The organism is Peribacillus sp. NPDC076916, from assembly GCF_050269675.1.
In the GTDB taxonomy this organism is placed as follows: domain Bacteria; phylum Bacillota; class Bacilli; order Bacillales; family DSM-1321; genus Peribacillus; species Peribacillus aracenensis.
In genome coordinates this window covers 373,062-391,297 of sequence record NZ_JBNNIU010000002.1, presented here as the reverse complement: position 1 = coordinate 391,297, position 18,236 = coordinate 373,062, and the positions used below count along the sequence as shown (strand labels likewise).

At 39.2% G+C, this 18,236-nt stretch carries 15 protein-coding genes, 1 other RNA gene and 1 riboswitch; all 16 genes read right to left on the bottom strand.

Annotation, left to right across the window (positions count from 1 at the left end):
• Positions 1-66: 66 nt before the first annotated feature.
• Positions 67-231 carry a hypothetical protein gene (locus ACQKFG_RS06940; protein WP_349728085.1) on the bottom strand — a complete coding sequence of 55 codons (165 nt, stop codon included), beginning with the start codon at positions 229-231 and terminating at the stop codon, positions 67-69.
• Positions 232-375: 144 nt separating this feature from the next.
• Entirely contained in the window at positions 376-906 is a 531-nt protein-coding gene (locus ACQKFG_RS06935; RefSeq protein WP_427557310.1) for an isoprenylcysteine carboxyl methyltransferase family protein, read from the bottom strand.
• Positions 906-1,994, bottom strand: coding sequence for a type III polyketide synthase (locus tag ACQKFG_RS06930; protein WP_192205289.1), 1,089 nt, complete (start codon positions 1,992-1,994; stop codon positions 906-908). Before ACQKFG_RS06930 ends, ACQKFG_RS06935 begins: the two co-directional genes overlap by 1 nt.
• A gap of 823 nt (positions 1,995-2,817) precedes the next feature.
• The gene (locus tag ACQKFG_RS06925; RefSeq protein ID WP_192205290.1) at positions 2,818-4,131 is read right to left on the bottom strand and encodes a nucleobase:cation symporter-2 family protein; all 1,314 of its coding nucleotides are present in this window, start codon (positions 4,129-4,131) and stop codon (positions 2,818-2,820) included.
• Positions 4,124-4,723, bottom strand: coding sequence for a xanthine phosphoribosyltransferase (locus ACQKFG_RS06920; RefSeq protein ID WP_192205291.1), 600 nt, complete (start codon positions 4,721-4,723; stop codon positions 4,124-4,126). Before ACQKFG_RS06920 ends, ACQKFG_RS06925 begins: the two co-directional genes overlap by 8 nt.
• 160 nt (positions 4,724-4,883) lie before the next feature.
• Positions 4,884-4,985, bottom strand: a riboswitch (purine riboswitch).
• Positions 4,986-5,240: 255 nt separating this feature from the next.
• A complete protein-coding gene (locus tag ACQKFG_RS06915) occupies positions 5,241-6,758 on the bottom strand; it encodes a carboxypeptidase M32 (RefSeq protein WP_427557305.1) in 1,518 nt (505 codons plus the stop codon).
• A 133-nt stretch (positions 6,759-6,891) separates the two neighbouring features.
• Positions 6,892-8,808 (bottom strand): ATP-dependent DNA helicase, encoded by a 1,917-nt coding sequence (locus ACQKFG_RS06910; RefSeq protein WP_387597503.1) that lies wholly within the window; start codon positions 8,806-8,808, stop codon positions 6,892-6,894.
• Between the two features lie 223 nt (positions 8,809-9,031).
• Complete coding sequence (locus ACQKFG_RS06905) at positions 9,032-9,232, bottom strand: cold-shock protein (protein WP_034307871.1); 201 nt, start codon at positions 9,230-9,232, stop codon at positions 9,032-9,034.
• A gap of 193 nt (positions 9,233-9,425) precedes the next feature.
• Positions 9,426-10,574, bottom strand: coding sequence for a THUMP domain-containing class I SAM-dependent RNA methyltransferase (locus tag ACQKFG_RS06900; RefSeq protein WP_427557302.1), 1,149 nt, complete (start codon positions 10,572-10,574; stop codon positions 9,426-9,428).
• Positions 10,575-11,200: 626 nt separating this feature from the next.
• Positions 11,201-11,590: RNase P RNA component class B (gene rnpB, locus ACQKFG_RS06895), an RNA gene on the bottom strand.
• A gap of 81 nt (positions 11,591-11,671) precedes the next feature.
• Positions 11,672-11,986 carry a cell division regulator GpsB gene (gene gpsB / locus ACQKFG_RS06890; protein ID WP_192205295.1) on the bottom strand — a complete coding sequence of 105 codons (315 nt, stop codon included), beginning with the start codon at positions 11,984-11,986 and terminating at the stop codon, positions 11,672-11,674.
• 202 nt (positions 11,987-12,188) lie between these two features.
• Positions 12,189-12,740: a DUF1273 domain-containing protein gene (locus ACQKFG_RS06885; RefSeq protein ID WP_349728079.1), complete on the bottom strand. Its 552-nt coding sequence runs from the start codon at positions 12,738-12,740 to the stop codon at positions 12,189-12,191.
• Positions 12,741-12,807: 67 nt separating this feature from the next.
• Complete coding sequence (locus ACQKFG_RS06880) at positions 12,808-13,317, bottom strand: CotD family spore coat protein (protein ID WP_427557298.1); 510 nt, start codon at positions 13,315-13,317, stop codon at positions 12,808-12,810.
• Between the two features lie 453 nt (positions 13,318-13,770).
• On the bottom strand, positions 13,771-15,027 hold the full coding sequence (locus ACQKFG_RS06875) for a ribonuclease H-like domain-containing protein (RefSeq protein ID WP_427557295.1): 1,257 nt from the start codon (positions 15,025-15,027) through the stop codon (positions 13,771-13,773).
• A gap of 33 nt (positions 15,028-15,060) precedes the next feature.
• Positions 15,061-17,337, bottom strand: a complete 2,277-nt coding sequence (locus tag ACQKFG_RS06870) for a DEAD/DEAH box helicase (protein WP_342614094.1) — start codon at positions 17,335-17,337, stop codon at positions 15,061-15,063.
• Between the two features lie 122 nt (positions 17,338-17,459).
• Positions 17,460-18,221: an alpha/beta fold hydrolase gene (locus tag ACQKFG_RS06865; protein WP_427557291.1), complete on the bottom strand. Its 762-nt coding sequence runs from the start codon at positions 18,219-18,221 to the stop codon at positions 17,460-17,462.
• Positions 18,222-18,236: the final 15 nt, after the last annotated feature.

Genomic DNA, 18,236 nt, shown 5'->3' with positions numbered 1-18,236 from the left:
CACCGATTGGTGGATTCATGCAGTTTGATTCATATTGACTTTGAATGCAAAAAAAAACCAGGATGTTTACCTGGTCGTAGGGGCGGGGTTAAAAGCAGTTCGGTTTTCCATTGGTGACTCGGTATAAGGCTTTACTGCCTTTGCCGGTTTTTGAATATTATTCAATACATGTTTCATCACAAAACCATATGTAGCGATTGTCAATAAAATGAATACCCAAACCATTACCAACACCATCCTCTTATATATTGATTAGCTTTTAGTTGTTAGTTATTAAAATAAATTTATCGAAATCCGAATGAGAATAATTTTCATCTTCATTTAGAATCTTATCACGAACGATAATCGTTTTCAATAAGAAATTAATATTTTTTATTATTTTCCCTTAAAAAACGTAGAATATTCCGTATGTGCCTTTAATGCTTTCTCTTCCAATGGGATTCTTACCATCATCATCCAAACATTCAATAAACTAAAGATGATAGCGGTATAATATGCATTGAATAATAAAGAAATAACCATTATCTCAGTTGCCACTATGATATAGTTCGGATGTTTGAAATATTTATAAGGGCCATTAATGACTACCTCGGCATCAGGAACCACTATGATTTTTGTATTCCAATGTTTTCCCAATGATCGGATTACCCAAATCCTGCCTGACTGTGCAATTAGAAAAAGGGTCAGCCAAATTGGCCATAGTCCAGCCACATCCCTATCAAGCACGGTCACTTCAAAAATGAGAAAAACAAAAAAACTAAGGTGCATTAGAACCATCCAACTGTAATGGGACTCACCATATTCCACTGCTCCGGCAGCCTTTAATTGTTTTTCATTTTGTTTGGCGATATATAATTCAAACATGCGCTGTATAGCGATCAAGATAATGAAAATGGCAAAGATCATCACTTCCACCTCATTAACACAAGTTCAGACGAAAACCCAGGCCCCAATGCAGCAGCCAAGCCCACCTCATTTTTATTCCCGCCGCGCTGCATGAACCTCTCCAGGACGTACAAAATAGTTGCTGAGGACATATTGCCAAATTCCCTCAATACGCTCATTGACTCAGCCGTCATGCTTTCATCGAACCCGAGGGCTTCGTGATAAGCATCAATTACTTTTTTGCCTCCAGGATGAGCAATGAAATCTTTTATATCCCTGAGATCCAATCCATTCTCCATTAGGAACTCTTGAACATTCGGTTTAAGCCAATCTTTGATGATTGTAGGGATATCTTTTGAAAAAATCACATATAACCCTTGATCTTTAACATCCCAACCCATAACATCCAATGAATTCGGCATTAGCGTGGATTGCGAATTCAAAAATTGCAGATGTCTTGCTTTTTTGGAAAAGTGTACATCAGGCACCTTATCACCGCAAACCAAAACACAGCTTACTCCATCAGAAAATAAAGAAGTTCCAATTAAATTGCTTTTGGAGATATCATTCCTTTGAAATGTCAGACTGCATAACTCCACACATAAAACAATGACCTTCGCCGTCGGGTATGCTTGGCAATATTCAAATGCACGCGATAGGCCACTTGCTCCCCCTGCACAGCCAAGTCCCCAAATCGGAATCCTTTTAGCATGCGGGCTAAATGGAAGTTCATTCATTATCCTGGCATCAATGGTCGGGGTAGCAATACCCGTGCTTGAGATATAGAAGAAAGCATCTAGCTCGTTTGCCTGCAGTTCTTCTTTTAAAAATTCTGTGTTGCTTAAGCATTTTTCTATAGCTTCTTTCCCAAACTTGACTGCCTGTTGAATATATAGATCATTCCGATCGGCAAAAGAATGATCCTCTTTAAACCAATCAAGATCATTAGAAAAATATCGATTTTCCACTTGTCCATTCTTAAAGGCTTTAAGTAACCGTTCTATATTCTTAAATGAGGCTCCAAATATTTCTCTCGAAAATTCCATGATTTTTTCCTGAGAAAGTAAATGTGGCAGCTTTATATGTGATGCGGATAATAAATACGGCATGATTGCACCCCTTATTATTCATGATATGGTTAATATACCCACCATGATTTCAATTATGCCTTATCGATAAACGGTCATATTTATCGACGGTTCGGAATATTTTCTCTTTTTTTAAAAAAACTAGATGAAAAAGACTAAGAAATTGATAACATAGAGAACATGATCGTACTAGCGGAGGAACGAAAATGGAATCAACTCTATAATCACAAAAGCGTTAAATGGATTCTTCGAGACCATCAAGTCCGTTATTCCTTTCTTTTTGACATTTAAAAGCCGTACCTCATAAAACAGCCTTTCGAACAGGAATCGATAAGCGTCCTTATTGACATGAAAGGGGATATCCGAGGGAGAATAATAAACAAATTAGATGAAAACATGTTTTGCATGCCGTTAGAAGGGGCCATTAAAGGCATAGGCACTCTTCCTATCATCGATCAAAATGTAATCATGAAATATTAAACCCCCTTACCTAAAATCGGTAAGGGGGCACTGTCATTCTTCTTTCTTTACTGAAGATTGATTTTGCACTTGAATAATGATATTTTGAAACTCCTCTTTTCCACAAACGCTACACCTATACTCCTGGCTTAAAATGGTTCGACAATGAATACAATATTTTTTCTCCATCCCTATCACTACTTTCCTGAACATATACTATCAATATATTCAAAAAGTGAAGAGAGTTTCCTTTTATCTGACAAAACTCCAATTTCATTATCCATGAAATGCTTCGGCATAAAAGAAAAAATGCCTAAAATCCTCATCACCTGAGGATTTTAGGCATTAAATGGTTGAATCTATCAAGTACCGAATCTATTTTTAATCAGGCTACTTTTTGCCCTTCAATACGAGCTTCTTTCACTTTTCCTTTTGTAGGGACGATGTTAAAGACGATATTCAAGAAAATGGCTGTCAAACTTCCGGCTACAATACCGTTTTCCGTTAAGATTTGAAAGCTTTCCGGAATTTGCGCAAATAGTTCAGGAACGACCGTCACACCAAGTCCCATACCTACTGAACAAGCGATGATCAATAAATTTTCTTGAGAAGCAAAGTCCACTTTGCTCAACATTTTAATTCCAGCGGCAATTACCATCCCGAACATTGCAACCATTGCACCGCCAAGCACGGATGAAGGGATAATTGTCGTGAATGCACCAATTTTCGGAACAAATCCTATGAAAATGAGAATGCCCGCTGTTGTGTATATGACATTCCTTGTTTTAATGCCTGACAATTGAATCAGTCCGACATTTTGTGAAAAAGCCGTATACGGAAACGAATTGAACAAACCGCCAATCATGATGGCCAGTCCTTCAGCACGATATCCGCGAGCTAAATCGTCTTCTGATATCTCTTTATCCGTGATTTCACCAAGGGCATAATAAACACCAGTCGATTCCACCAAGCTGACGATCGCTACCAATGTCATCGTAATGATTGCCGTGACGTTAAATGTCGGAGCACCAAAGTAGAAAAAATGAGGCATATGCAGCCAAGTGGCACTGACCACTGAGCTAAAATCCACTTTTCCAAGGAAGAAAGCTGCAAATGTTCCGACGATCAGCCCCAATAAAATAGAGATGGAGCGTAGGAATCCCGATGAGAATTTATACATGAATATAATGAATAACAAAGTTCCAAAACCAAGAGCTACATTATTCAAGTCTCCGAAATCAGCAGCACCTTGACCTCCACCAAGATTGTTGATGGCAACAGGAATGAGCGTTATGCCAATAATCAAAACGACAGATCCAGTGACAATGGGTGGGAAAAACCTTGCCAGTTTTCCGAAGAATTTACTAATGATAACGACGATCAGCCCCGACACCAATATGGATCCATAAATGGAGTTGATTCCATATTGCGTACCGATTGCAATCATCGGGCTAACTGCAGTGAATGTACAGCCTAGGACGACCGGAAGCCCAATTCCAAAGAATTTATTTTTCCACACTTGCAATAATGTTGCTATCCCGCACATCAAAATGTCTATCGAAACTAAATAAGTCAACTGCGCTGCAGTCAATCCCAGTGCCCCACCGACAATCAATGGAATGACGACTGCACCGGCATACATGGCAAGGACATGTTGTATTCCTAGAGACGCAACTTTTAAAGGTGATTGATTAGACATTGAGGGCTGCTCCTTCCATTTCGTCGGCGAAAGTAATCTCACCGAATTTCAACTCAGCAATCCTCGCAAGTGATTCGACTTGAAAACCTTGTTCCCTAAGATCCTTACCACCACTTTGGAATGCCTTTTCAATCACGATGCCGATTCCGGCCACTTCTGCTCCAACCTGCTTACAGATTTCCACCAAGCCCCTGGCTGCCTGTCCGACCGCAAGGAAGTCATCGATGATTAAAACCTTATCCCCAGCTTCAATATATTTATTGGAAACCGTAATCGTATTGGTTTCTTTTTTTGTAAAGGAATGAACGGACGCGGTCACTAAATCATTTGTTAAAGTAAGTGATTTACGTTTACGGGCAAAAATTAACGGAACTTCCAATTCCAATGCAGCCATCAAACCAGGTCCAATGCCTGAGGATTCAATCGTCAGCACTTTCGTTATTTCCTTTTGTTCGAAACGTTTTACGAATTCTTTACCAATTTCTTTCATTAGTATAGGATCCATTTGATGATTCAAGAATGAATCTACTTTTAAGATATCTTCTGATAAAGCTTGACCCTCGGACAAGATTTTTTCCTTTAAAAGTTGCATGAAGGTTCCTCCCAATCTCGGATGATTATTGACCCATAAACCACGCAATCATTTCCCGGCATATAAAAAGCCCAAGAAACATTGCGGCACTTTTTTGGAGTGAAGCAATACTTCTTGGGCATGAATGAAAAATGAATCAGCTAAAGCCTTCATTATGCAACAAGATCTATTACTCACCCATAGTCGAATTATTTACGGTAATCCGGTAGAAACTTGCAGGCCATATCCCTGCTATTATACGAGTGAAACTTTATATTTCATTAATATATGAATTATAACAACGCTGGCTCTATTTGAAAAGGTATTTTTGATAAAAACCGAACTTTCATTTAAAAAATTAAATCATCATTCGTATTATTAGAAAATTGCGAAATCACACAACCAACAGGGTTTTCCTATCAAAAGAAAGAATCACCCCTTCTTCATGTTCCATTTACTGGTATCATACACGTCACTATTGCAATTAACCATAAAAAAAGAAGGTCTTGGCATTCAATCCAAGTCCTTCTCTTTTGATTCATTTGATTTTATAAACTTCTTTATATTTATTTTCAAGATACTCTATTAAATACTGAACATTCAAGCCCTCTCCTGTCGTTTCCTTCAAAATCTCAAGAGGCTTTTTTGTTTTTCCGTATTTATGTATCTTTTCATTAAGCCATTTCCTTATTGGAGCAATGTCACCCGCTTCCAACAGGCCATCAAAATCAGGCAAATCTTTAAGCATCGATTGCTTGATTTGGGCTGCATACATATATCCCAATGCATAAGAAGGGAAGTAACCAAAACTGCCATCTGCCCAGTGTACATCTTGCAACACGCCCATGGCATCATTTTCAGGCACAATTCCCAAATAATCCTTGTATTTTTCATTCCAGACTTCCGGTAAATCCTTCACTTCAAGTTCTCCATTAAAAAGAGCCTTCTCCAGTTCATACCGAATCATAATATGTAGGGGATACGTCAGTTCATCTGCTTCAATACGGATGAACGATGGTTTTGATTCGTTAATGCCCCGGTAAAATTCATCCAGTGTCACATCATTGAATTGTTCGGGAGCATATTCTTTTAATAAGGAGAATTTATTTTTCCAGAAGCTATAGTTCCGTCCAATGAAGTTTTCGAAAAACAATGATTGTGATTCATGGATACCCATTGATGTTCCGCCGTCGAGAAGTGTTCCAGTTAATTCTTCGGCGATATTCTGCTCATAAATGGCATGTCCGCATTCATGGATGGTACCAAAAATCGCCCCTCTAAAGTCACTTTCATCGTATCGGGTCGTCACCCGTACATCGCCCCTGTTTATTTTAATTTCAAAAGGGTGAACTGTTTCATCCAGCCTGCCAGCCTTGAAATCGTATCCTAGCTGTTTTAAAAATTCCAAGTTCAGTTGATGCTGCTTTTCTTTTGGAAATTCTTTATAAAGGAACGCTGTTTCAGGTCTATGTTCACTTTCGGCAATCTGTTTTACCAATGGAACGATCCTCGCCCGAAGCTCACTGAATACGCTGTCAAGTATATCTACGGTCATTCCTGGTTCATACATATCTAAAAGGGTATTATATTTCGTCCCTTCATAACCCCAGTACTCTACGAACCTACGGGTATATGCTACAATTTGCTCCAGATAAGGTTGAAATAATGAAAAATCAGCTTTTTCCCTTGCCTCTTCCCACGCACTTTCAGAACGCGATTGTAAAATGACGAATTCCTTATATTCGTTGGCAGGAATTTTCTTATTCCTTTCAAACTCTTTTTTACACTCTTGGACCATTTTATTCGTCGTTTCACTAAGAGTAGCTTTCTCCAGCGAAAGTTCTGCGATGAAGGATTCCATTTCTTTACTTGTGCTCATATTAAACACCTCGGAGGAAAGCACGCCGATAACTTCGGAACGCTGCTCACCTCCCTGTTTCGGTGCACCTGTACGTAAATCCCAAAAAATTAACGCGAGAGCTTCATTATAGGCCGAGATTTTCTTTACATATTCTCTAAACTCTTTTTCTATCAGATCGATACCCTTTTTTTTCATAATCACTGCTCCTTCCAACTACACTTTACCATATTATACAAAAGTCTTTCATATCAGAACCACTTCGATAAATAAATTAAAATAAAATAAGAGCCAAGGGGCACCTTGGCTCTTATTTCGGACTGGACTTTAGTTAAAGCGTTACAGGAAGAATGGATACAATCTTCTCTTTCACTTGTTCCGAAAGATCCTTTTCAGTCAAAATCTGGACTGTTCCCGAATCATTGCTCGTCCTGATCAATCGCCCTATTCCCTGGCGCAAACGAAGGAGCATGTATGGAAGATCCACTTCTTCGAATGCGTCTGTAACCGAGTTTCGTTTGGCCTCGAAAACCGGATCACGCGGCGGGAATGGAAGGGAGTGTATCACTACATTTTGTAATGAAGGACCTGGAACATCAAGCCCTTCCCATAAATGATAGGAGAAAAGGACAGATTGCTCCTCTTCTTGGAACTTCTTAACAAGCTCGCTGATTTCCGCTTCCCCTTCAAAATAAAATGGATAAGAAGATATTGGGCAGTTTTCCTTGAACCAATGCAATTCCTCTTTTGAATGAAATAATACTAGTGTTCGACCTTCATTTTCCTCGATTGACTTCATCGTATATTTAAGTTTCGCCAATTGATCTCCATTTTCGAAGACTGGCATGTTCATTTTCATGACTTCATCGTAATCAAATGGTGATTCAACGGAGAAGCTGTCATACTTTTCTATCCCTAAACTATCTGCAATATATTGGAAGGATTTATTATCCGATAATGTTGCCGATGAAAAAATGTACGGGATTTTTTTAGAGAATACCTGTTCAGACAGTATATCCTGGACAAGCCTTGGCATGATGACCAATGTTTTGGTCATTTCATTTTCTTCAAACCAGGAAACGGCCTGTTCATCCTTCACAAATAGAGAAAGGGAGTATCCCAGCTGCTCTAAATATTCTTCCGTCACTTTTAAATCATAATCATTGATCGTGTACATTTCCGCTTCAAAAACAAGATTCTCCTCTAGCTCTTCAACCTTTTTGTGAAGCTTTTGGGCGAAGCTTGTTATTTCTTTGGACATCGGAATTTCATAACGATTAGATCCGCTGACATGAATAGCTTTTTCATCCAACAAATCAAAAAATTCTTCGTTGATATCAATTAAATCCTCAATGATGTATAAAGTTTCTTCACGAACCTGATTGGCTGTAAGCAATTCTAAAACCGAAGCAAGGGTCTGTTCCCCAACTTTATACGTTAACGCCTTTTGAGCTGCAAATTCCAATAGGTGACCTTCATCAAAAACAACGCAGCTATGATCAGGTAGCAATGGTAACTGACCTTCACGCTTACGCTTTTCCTTAGTCCATACATGCTCCATGAAGAAGTCATGTGAACAAATGATCAAATCACTTGATTTTCGGTAGTGGTCCCGTGATAGGGTTTGCCCACAACGATGGCGTTTATCACAAGTAAAACAGTTTTGGAGCTGATCCCAGCCAACTTTAGACCAGTCTTCATCATTTAAATATGGATACTGTTTACGGTCCCCATATGCTGTATAGGCGTTCATGGATGAGTTATCATGGACAAACTTGGGAAGTTCATCATATAGCTGATCTATTCCCTCGGAATCTTCGTGATTCACTGCGTAATCCAATTTCTTAAGACATACATATTGATCGTGATACTTGGCAAGCCGAACATCCACTTCAATGCCTAAAGCATTCTTGATTTTTTGGATGTCGCCTTCCTCTTTGACAAGCTGTTCTATCAACGTTTCATCCGCACACGAAATAATTGCAGGTTTATTCGTATATCTCGCATAACAAATCGCATATAGTAAATAGACCAAAGTCTTACCGGTCCCTACCCCTGCTTCTGCAAAACTTACATTCTTTTCTTTAAAGGCTTTTTCTAACTGAAAAGCCATGAAGATTTGTTCGTCACGCAGCTCAAATCCTTTTTCGGGAAGAATATCGTAAAAAACATCACCGATCCATTCTGAAAGCTTATCGTAAAAAGAATCTTCCTTTGTTACCGAAAAAGGCAGTGTTTTAAGCATCATGGTCTCCCCTTTTATCTATCATCAGTATATAGTATCCGAATCATTACAATCTTAGGCAAAAGTATATTATCCTTTATTTCACATTAATAGTCAAGATATTTACGAACCATCAGAAATGAAGCATATTATGTATGTTTTTCTATGTATGCTGCCTGGTGCCCGATTCGTAAAATAAAAGACAGGCTCCAAAAGAGAGCCTGTCTGTAAATAATATAGGGTTGAATTAAGCTTTGTTTACGTTTGATGCTTGTGGTCCACGTTGACCTTGTTCTACATCAAATGTAACGTCTTGGCCTTCTTCAAGTGTTTTGAAACCTTCGCCTTGGATAGCTGAGAAATGTACGAATACATCGTCTCCACCTTCACGTTCGATGAATCCAAAACCTTTTTCTGCGTTAAACCATTTTACTTTACCTTGTTCCATTTTTGTTGCCTCCTAGTGTGTTCTCCACACATTATATTACTATTCTTGCTCAAAAAAGTATTAAGGTATTCCTTAAATCTGAACAAAAATAATTCATTATTAGAATAACAGAAAAGGAAATGATAAGCAAGACTGGAACCTATTATGAATAAATCGTCCTGAGTATCAAAATCCTCCGTTATATTCTACCTACTTATTCACCTTGAGGCTGTCTTGGCGGCCTTTTCCCCCAATATTGATAAAGGTCAGCACGGATGAAACCATTGAACAATTTCCTTTTTTTCGTTGCAGGCTTACCGTAATGCTGTTCGAAGTCAGGATTGGAGGTTATCATGTATACTGACCATGTATCAAGCTTCTTGAAAGCTTGGCCCATTTCTCTATACATCTGCTCAACTGCTTTTTTCTCACCAAGCCGTTCTCCATAAGGCGGGTTCCCGACAATGACACCATACTCTTTCCTTGTCGAGATATCCCTCACCTGCATTTGTTTAAATTCAACCAGATCACCAAGACCTGCTTCAAAACTATTCGCTTTAGCTATATCGACCATTCGATGGTCAATATCGCAACCGGTTATGTCCAAGTACTGATCATAATCGGCTAAATCTTCAGCTTCAATCCGTGCTTCATCCCAAACCTTGCTATCCATCCATGCCCAAGTTTCAGATACGAATTCCCGGTTAAACCCAGGTGCTATGTTCTGCCCAATTAAGGCTGCCTCGACGGGAATCGTTCCAGATCCACAAAATGGATCTATGAAAGGTTTATCCGGTTTCCAATTGGTCAGCATGATTAAGGCAGCCGCCAATGTTTCTTTAAGGGGTGCCTCCCCTTGCCCTGTCCGATATCCCCGTTTATGCAAACCTGCACCTGAAGTATCTATGGTAAGTGTCACTACATCTTTTAAAATAGACACTTCAATTTTAAACAAAGGACCAGTCTCTGCAAACCAGGACACTTGCTTATATTTACTTTTCAATCTATCAACAATCGCCTTTTTGACAATAGCCTGACAATCAGGGACACTGTAAAGCTTTGACTTAACGGATTTTCCACTCACAGGGAACTCTACATCGGCTGATAAGTAATCTTCCCAATTCAATGCCTTTGTTTTTTCAAACAACTCATCAAATGAATATGCTTTAAATTCCGCAACTTTAATTTTTACCCTATCGGCACTGCGCAGCCATAAATTAGAGCGGGCAATGGCGGATTGGTCGCCTTTATATGTGATTTTACCATTTTCGACTTGACAATCGTAACCAAGATCCCTAACCTCCTTGGCAACAATTGATTCCAATCCCATTGCTGATGTTGCGATAATATCGAATTGTTTCATTAATCTTGCACCTTCTTTCCATTAATCCAAATCAATGGCACCTTTTCCCGAATTTCTTCATTTATGTATTTAAGAATCAGGCATTGATTTTTTACATATAAACCTTTTTTTAAAAGGTCCACCGCTTTTTTATATTTCAGTTAGTATTTGCTTAGCTTATTTTATGATCATGTAGCGAGGACATGAAATAAAGCACTACTCAATTATCCATATACCTTAAGATACACGCTGCAATCATATGATTGAAATCATCGAAACCGATTATATATGCTTCCCATCATTATCCTAATATTTGAAGTTTTCCGTATTGATACCTTCATTTTAAAGCTAACAGAAGTGTTAAGGAACCTTTTAAAAATAGGATGCCCAGAATCAAGGAATGCTTTACATTCCGACACTATTTTTTAAAATGTTACCGACTGACTTCAATCGAACCCATTTTCTTTCGGCTTGACACTTTTCGAAATGGAATGAATAACTTGCCAAGTTCTTAGTTTAACACAGCGGTGTTTCAGAAAACGAAAAATAAATGGAAATGCCCAATCTTTTTTATAATCAGGCAATCTCCATAAACAAAAACTCCCCTTTTTAAAGGAGAGTTGTGCTTTTGGTGTAATATGATAACGTTCTGTAAGCCATGTTTTGTTCCTCAGTACTGCAAGCGACTCGCGTCTCGTACTTCGGCGGTAATCATCTATCTACAGAAGCATATGCTTCTGTCCTTCTCCTCGTTCAATTCCAAGGAAGAAAGCGCCCCTACCATTAATTTGGGTTTCTCGCTCGTGGGGTTTACCTCGTTCCACCCTTTACATTTCTGTAAAGGCTACGTCACTGTGGCACTTTTATAGGTATTCATGCCATATCCAAAAGGACTTAGGCATTTTCCCAGCCGTCAGCAATCCAAGATTGCTGCCCAAGCTTATTTTTTCGCCAGGCACGAACACTACGGACATCGCAGTCCGTGCGAGCATGGACTTTCCTCTACTGCATAAATGCAGCAGCAATTACCCAAACGTTAACATAACATAATTGATTATACTTCATTACTCATGAAAAAACAATACCAAAATAATTTTTAACTTTTACAATGTAAAATCTCAGTCAAAAAGCTTGTTACCAAAAACATGCTTTTCCAAGTTTGATAACCGTTTAAGGATGTCAAAGTTAGTGGTTCCCGGAGTGGCACTAGGAGCAGCAGGTTGATTTGGACGTTTTGTACTCTCTTCGGCTTGTTTTTTCAATTTAAGATTTTCTTGTTTAAGATCTTCGATTTCCTGATGGAACACTTCATAATCTTTAATGATCAAATCAAGGAATTGATCCACATCTTCAGGTTTATAACCGCGCATGGCTGTTTTAAAATCTTTTTCAAGAATATCTTTAGCCGTTAATTTTATCTTATCGGATAGCATAAGACTTCACCTCAATACTTTCGCCAATACAATGGACTTTTTATTATTTTTTCAAATCTGCTTGGATTTGTCAACGAAACACCTTTTTGTATGCATACTGTTTAGTGAACGTTATGTATTCCCATTAAATCTGTATCTAAATTTCATAATAATATGATTATGCTTTAGAAACAACTTTTAATCCATAATTATTTTCACTCCATCATTCTTCGGACCAGCTCGCTTCTTCCGCAGCCAGTTGTAGATCATCAAAGTTTATCTGAAAGATGGGGTATGGCTGTGTTTCGGCTTTTTTCATCGCCTCGAAATACGGATATCGGGATGATCCTTCTTTTTCAGCCTCGAAAATGATGAGCATGGCATCGCTTTTATGGACCATATACCTGTTTTTGATTTTCAGTTGTTGTGGCCCTTCATATGGTTTATTGAAAATGGACTCAACAAAATCGGCACGGGCCAATATGGATCGGTAATAGTCTTGATTCGTCTCGTTCCATGACTCTTCCTGTTTCAGGAAAGGGGTAAGCACTCCTAATTTAAGTTGAGGATATTGCTCCTGTAATTCGAACACCACTTCTGCACCCCATAGCTCCGTACCCAACTGACCTGAGATGATCACCCATTCCAGCCCATCTTCCGCCAATGGAAGGAGACGCTGCTTCATCGCTTTCTTTATATACTTTACGGCTTCATGGTCATTTTTGAATATCCCGAATTCAAAAGCCTTATAGCCCGTCATATACAAAACCTTCATAGCTTGGCTAATCTCCTTTATCATGATTATGTAAGAAAAATAAGGGCTTAATAAGCCCCTTATTTTTTTAATATCCGAAATGTCCAGGCGGACAGCAGCATGGGTTTTGCGGCGGCCTTCCACAAATCAAGTGTTGATTATAGCACTCGTTCACCACGGATTGAGTATGCGGGAAATAATGTTTAAACGTGTTCACATGTTTATTGACATTTGTAGTATGTGATGGATGAACGACAGGAATCACTGTGTTCGATACATTCGTATTGACAAATTGCTGTGTCGGAGAGACTTGCGCTGGGGCAACTTGAGATGGAAATGTTTGTGTTGGACCATATTGCGCTGGAGACACAGCCGATGGACCATATTGTGCTGGAGACACAGCCGATGGACTATAGGCTCCCATTACGTTGGACTTTTTACCGGTTGATGCTCCCATTACGTGATGGGGGTGTTTGCCGGTTGCTGCGCCCATTACGTTATGGGGGTGTTTACCGGTTGATGTGCCCATTACTCCAGGTGCGTTCCCGTATGCTCCCATTACATTGGGTTTATTTCCTCCACTATTACGAAAATACATTTATAATACGTCCCCTTTCATCATGATAAGTTTAGTCTTACCATTACAGAATATGAAAAAAAGGGGATACGTGTACTGATGAAATAACCTAATTATACAGAATAAGTATAAAACGATGTATGGCTGTCGATAAGTACACTATTATATTTATGCTATCCCTTCAAATGTACGGAGGGTAATTTTCTATAAAAAGGAATAGAGACTGTCTTTTAAAGAAGTAAATAATACAATCGTTAAACAAAGGACAACAAAAAATAGAAATAAAGTCGTTTTATACATTTCTTCGCTCCGCTTTCACCTTGAATTTATGATGTAAAGGAATGAAATGAACGCTTCAGAATTTCACCCTCAACTCTTTACATTTTACACATAATAGTTGAAGGCTACAATAATTGTATACATATTTTTTATTTTCAGCCTTTTGCACTAACAGAGCAATTAAATTCCCATATATTATATAGAAATACCCTTAGATTGCTCTTTCTTTTCGAGCCGATGAATCCTCTTTTCCAATTCCAACTGTTTTTTCCTTGGTAGGGTCCCTTCGCTCACCATCTCTTGAAGTGCGATTATTGAACATTTTAGAGCAAGTCCGACGTCCTTAAATTGATGTTCGTATAATTTTGCACATTCAATCTGTGCCTGTATCCTTATTTGCACATTTCCTTTTAAGGCGGCTTCCTTCCAAATTTCCAAAGCTTCATTGAATAGTTTTTGCTTCTTTTTCTGGAAGGCTAAGGCATGGCCAGCGATTATCCGATCTTCCTCATTTCCTGCTTCCAATATTTTTTGATATGTCTCAACTGACTCCTCTTTTTTTCCCAAATAAGCGAGCCATCGTGCAATTTCCATGGACTCTTCCGTATATCCATCGATTTGGAGGATTTTTCGGGACAAATGAATATACAATGTGATCAATGATAAGATATCCAATTCATTATGCCTCATGATTCCAAACAGAATTTCCGGATTCTTCCGCTCAACAAAATCAAAATAAATCATCGGCGCCAAATATCCAGGAATATCATCCTCCCTATAAACACCTAGAATATCTGTTTCGACCGCTGATAATTTCACTCGTTCCAATTTGTTTTTCCAAAGGCGTCTTGAAGCATGATATAAATCGAAATGTCCGAATTCCGGTAGTTTCGGTACATGCTCTTTTATCAAGGTATGTCTGGTTTTTAACTGGGGCCAATCAAACGATTTACCATTATATGTGACAAGCGTTTCGTAATTGATGTTTTCCAGAAAGCTTTGATAAAGCGGGATTTCACTTCCAGGCTGCGGAAGGATATGTTGCTTCACGACTACTTCTTCACCTTCTAAATAAGCATAGCCAAGTAGAAAAATGGTATTGCCGGTTCCCCCTCCAAGCCCTGTTGTTTCCGTATCGAAGAAAAACAGATCTTCACTTTTAACGCCCCTAGCGGATAGAGGATGCTCCAATGAAGTTTGATTCCATTCTTCTACAACCTTTTTCAGCTCGGAAAATGCATATAACCCGTGTTTGTGATTTATAGGGTAGCGGACTTCCCTAATGAAACAATAGTCACCATCGAAGTGAAAGGAAACGGTATCGTTCTCCAGCCACTTTTCATAGTAAGGAATTTCTTCATTCACTGTCCGGTCATCTTCTTCAACGGGAGAAGGATGTTTCCCTAGGTTCATATGCGTTTTCATACGGTTCAATTTATTTTTTAATGACATGAAATTACACCTCTTTTCACTTATCTCTGCGATCTACTGTTTTTGCTTACAAAATTGACCCAATAATTGTTTGGCATCACTCTTGGCTGTTTTCGTTGCGGATTCCGTCCCGATACAGGAAGGACAGCCGCTTTCACAAGCGCAATTTTCGATCATTGATATTGTTTCAAGCAGAATGACTTCAGAGTTTTCATATACTTTATCACTTAACCCTATGCCTCCCGGATAACTATCATAGATAAAAATGGTCGGTTTTTCATTATGTGCTGCCTTAACCTGCGGATAAACATGAATATCATGCGGATCGCACATAACATGCAGTGGAATCATGTAATTAAGAGCATGGGAGGCACCTATCATTCCTTGTTCTATCCGATTTTCGTCCCACTTAAATATATCGGGATCCATGGAAAGCATGGCTGAACTCGTGTGCAGTTCCATCTCCGGGAGACTGATTGGTCCTGAACCAATATTCTCATGAGTTTCGAACTTGATTTTTTTGAAGATCGTAGGCATCGCCCGGATTGCGACATCACCAAAAGCAGCTGCTGTGGAAGCGAAAGTTCGCTGTTTATCGACTTCCAATACAGACAACTGAACGGCAAGGTTAGCATCCGTATAATAGTCCACATTGACTTCACGTACATAAGCTTTCTTTTCATCCCAATCAAGTTCTTCCACCTGAAATTGAATTCCCTGGTGCAAATAAATGGCTTCATCGTGGAGGAGGGTCATTGCACTGAACGTATCCATTTCCCCTATGACCCGATTAACCGGTGCATTCGTTTGATCGATGATCACGACATTTTCCTGTGCCGCTGAACGCAGGCTGATATTGCTTGCTGGAAAAGCATCATTCATCCAATGCCATTTGTCCCCATTTAAGTGTAAGACCCTTTCTTCCGTAAGGAATTCAAGAACGTCCATAATCTCTGTTTCCCCAAACGTATCGCCTTTTTTAAATGGAAGCTCATATGCTGCACATTTTACATGATCAACCAAGATTAAAAGGTTATCCGGATTGATTCTTGCAGTTTCTGGATTTCTGGTAAAGAAATATTCGGGATGCTGTACGATATATTGATCAAGGGCACTTGAACTGCCGACCATGATGATCAATGCTTCACCATGCCTTCTTCCTGCTCGTCCCGCCTGCTGCCATGCACTCGATATGGATCCAGGGTAACCAGTCATTATGCAAACCTGAAGCTGGCCGATATCGACGCCCAACTCAAGTGCATTTGTGGAAACCACTCCATAAATGGAACCATCCCTGAGGCCTTGTTCAATTTCTCTGCGCTGTGTTGGCAGATATCCACCGCGATAGCCTCTAATCGATTTTGGCCCCAATTGCTTTGACACAAGTTCCTGTAAATATGTCAATAGAATTTCCACACGAACCCTGCTTCGCGCAAATACGATCGTTTGAATTTTATTTTTCAAAAATTCATTTGCCAGTTTCCGAACTTCCAAAACCGCACTCCTTCGTATGTTCAGCGGTTTATTTACTATTGGGGGATTGTAAAACACAAAATGCTTTTTCCCACTTGGGGCTCCGTTATTATCGATAAGGACCATTTGTTTTTCCGTGAGCTCTTCTGCCAATTCTTTTGGGTTATTGATCGTAGCGGAAGTACAAATGAATACAGGGTCGCTTCCATAAAACTTGCAAATCCTTTTTAACCTTCTTATGACGTTGGCTGTATGACTTCCGAAAACGCCCCGGTAGATATGAAGTTCATCGATTACCACATACTTCAAGTTTTCAAACAAAGAGACCCATTTCGTATGATGGGGCAGGATTCCGGAATGGAGCATATCAGGATTGGTGATCACGATATGCCCTGCCTGGCGGATTTTTTGCCTGATATTTGAAGGTGTGTCCCCATCGTATGTATAACTATTTATTTCAGCATCCATTTCATGAATCATTTCATTCAATTCGCTTTTTTGGTCATAACTTAGCGCTTTTGTCGGAAAAATATAAAGCGCCCTAGTTTTTTCATCTTCCAGTATTTTTTGAAGGACCGGCAAATTATAGCATAATGTTTTTCCAGAAGCTGTAGGTGTGACCGCTACAAGGCTATTGCCACTGACAGCAGTATCAAATGCTGTTGCCTGATGGCTATACAATCCATTAATCCCCCGTAATTCAAGAGCATGCTTGATTTTATCATCCATTGCATCGGGAAAAGGTACATGTTTTGCCTCTTTTGCTTCAATTACTTGCCAATGCACTATATTATCTTTAAAGTCTTCATTTATTTTTAAATCATTGATGACTTCTTGTAAATTTTTTCGCAGTTTCATTTGACCACCTCATACGTCTATTCTACCGAATGAACGTTCTATGCAAAAGGGAAACTATTTCCTTTTCAAAAAAAAAAAGCTGGAAACGTCACCATCTCGTTTCCAGCTCGGCCTTTTTTCATTTAATCCTTCTCGACAAAGCGAATGATTTCTTCGATTAGTTTGCTTGGAGCTTCCAACATTCCCATATGGCCGCTGCCCTTAAGTATAACTTCATTGATATGGCTCCCTTTCACAGAAAAGGTTTTATCAGCGGGAATCACCTTATCCTGTTCACCTGCAACCAATAGGACAGGCAGCTTTGTATTTTTGAGAACATGATTTCTGTCTATTCTGTTCCTCATGGCATGTAAAGACCCTATCGCACCAATTTCACTTGTTTTATATCCGATTTCCTTTATATAGGAAACGTTAGGATCATCGGGATTAGCGAATAGCTTTGGTATAAGTCCGTCAATGAAAGCGGGGATCCCTTCACTTTCGATTTTCTCGACAGATTTTAAGCGCCCCGCTTTTCCTGTCTCATCGTCCGGGAAAGCGGTGGAATGTACCAATGAAAAACCAGACAATTTCCCAGGAAACCTTTCTGCGAATGCCAAGGTGATATATCCCCCAAGCGAATGACCAAACATATAGACCTGTCCGATTTCCAGTTCTTCCAAAATTGAAGCAATATCAGCAGCCATATCTTCAATCGAGAAAGATCCCCCTATTTCCTCACTTTCACCATGCCCCCGTAAATCAACGGCAATAATCCTGTATTCACCCTTTAATTCAGCAATGATGTCACTCCAATATTCATGGCTTCCGCAAAATCCATGGATAAACAACAAAGTTTCTTCACCTTTCCCGGTATCTATGTAGGAAAGCTTGCTATCTTTCATAATAATCCCTCATTT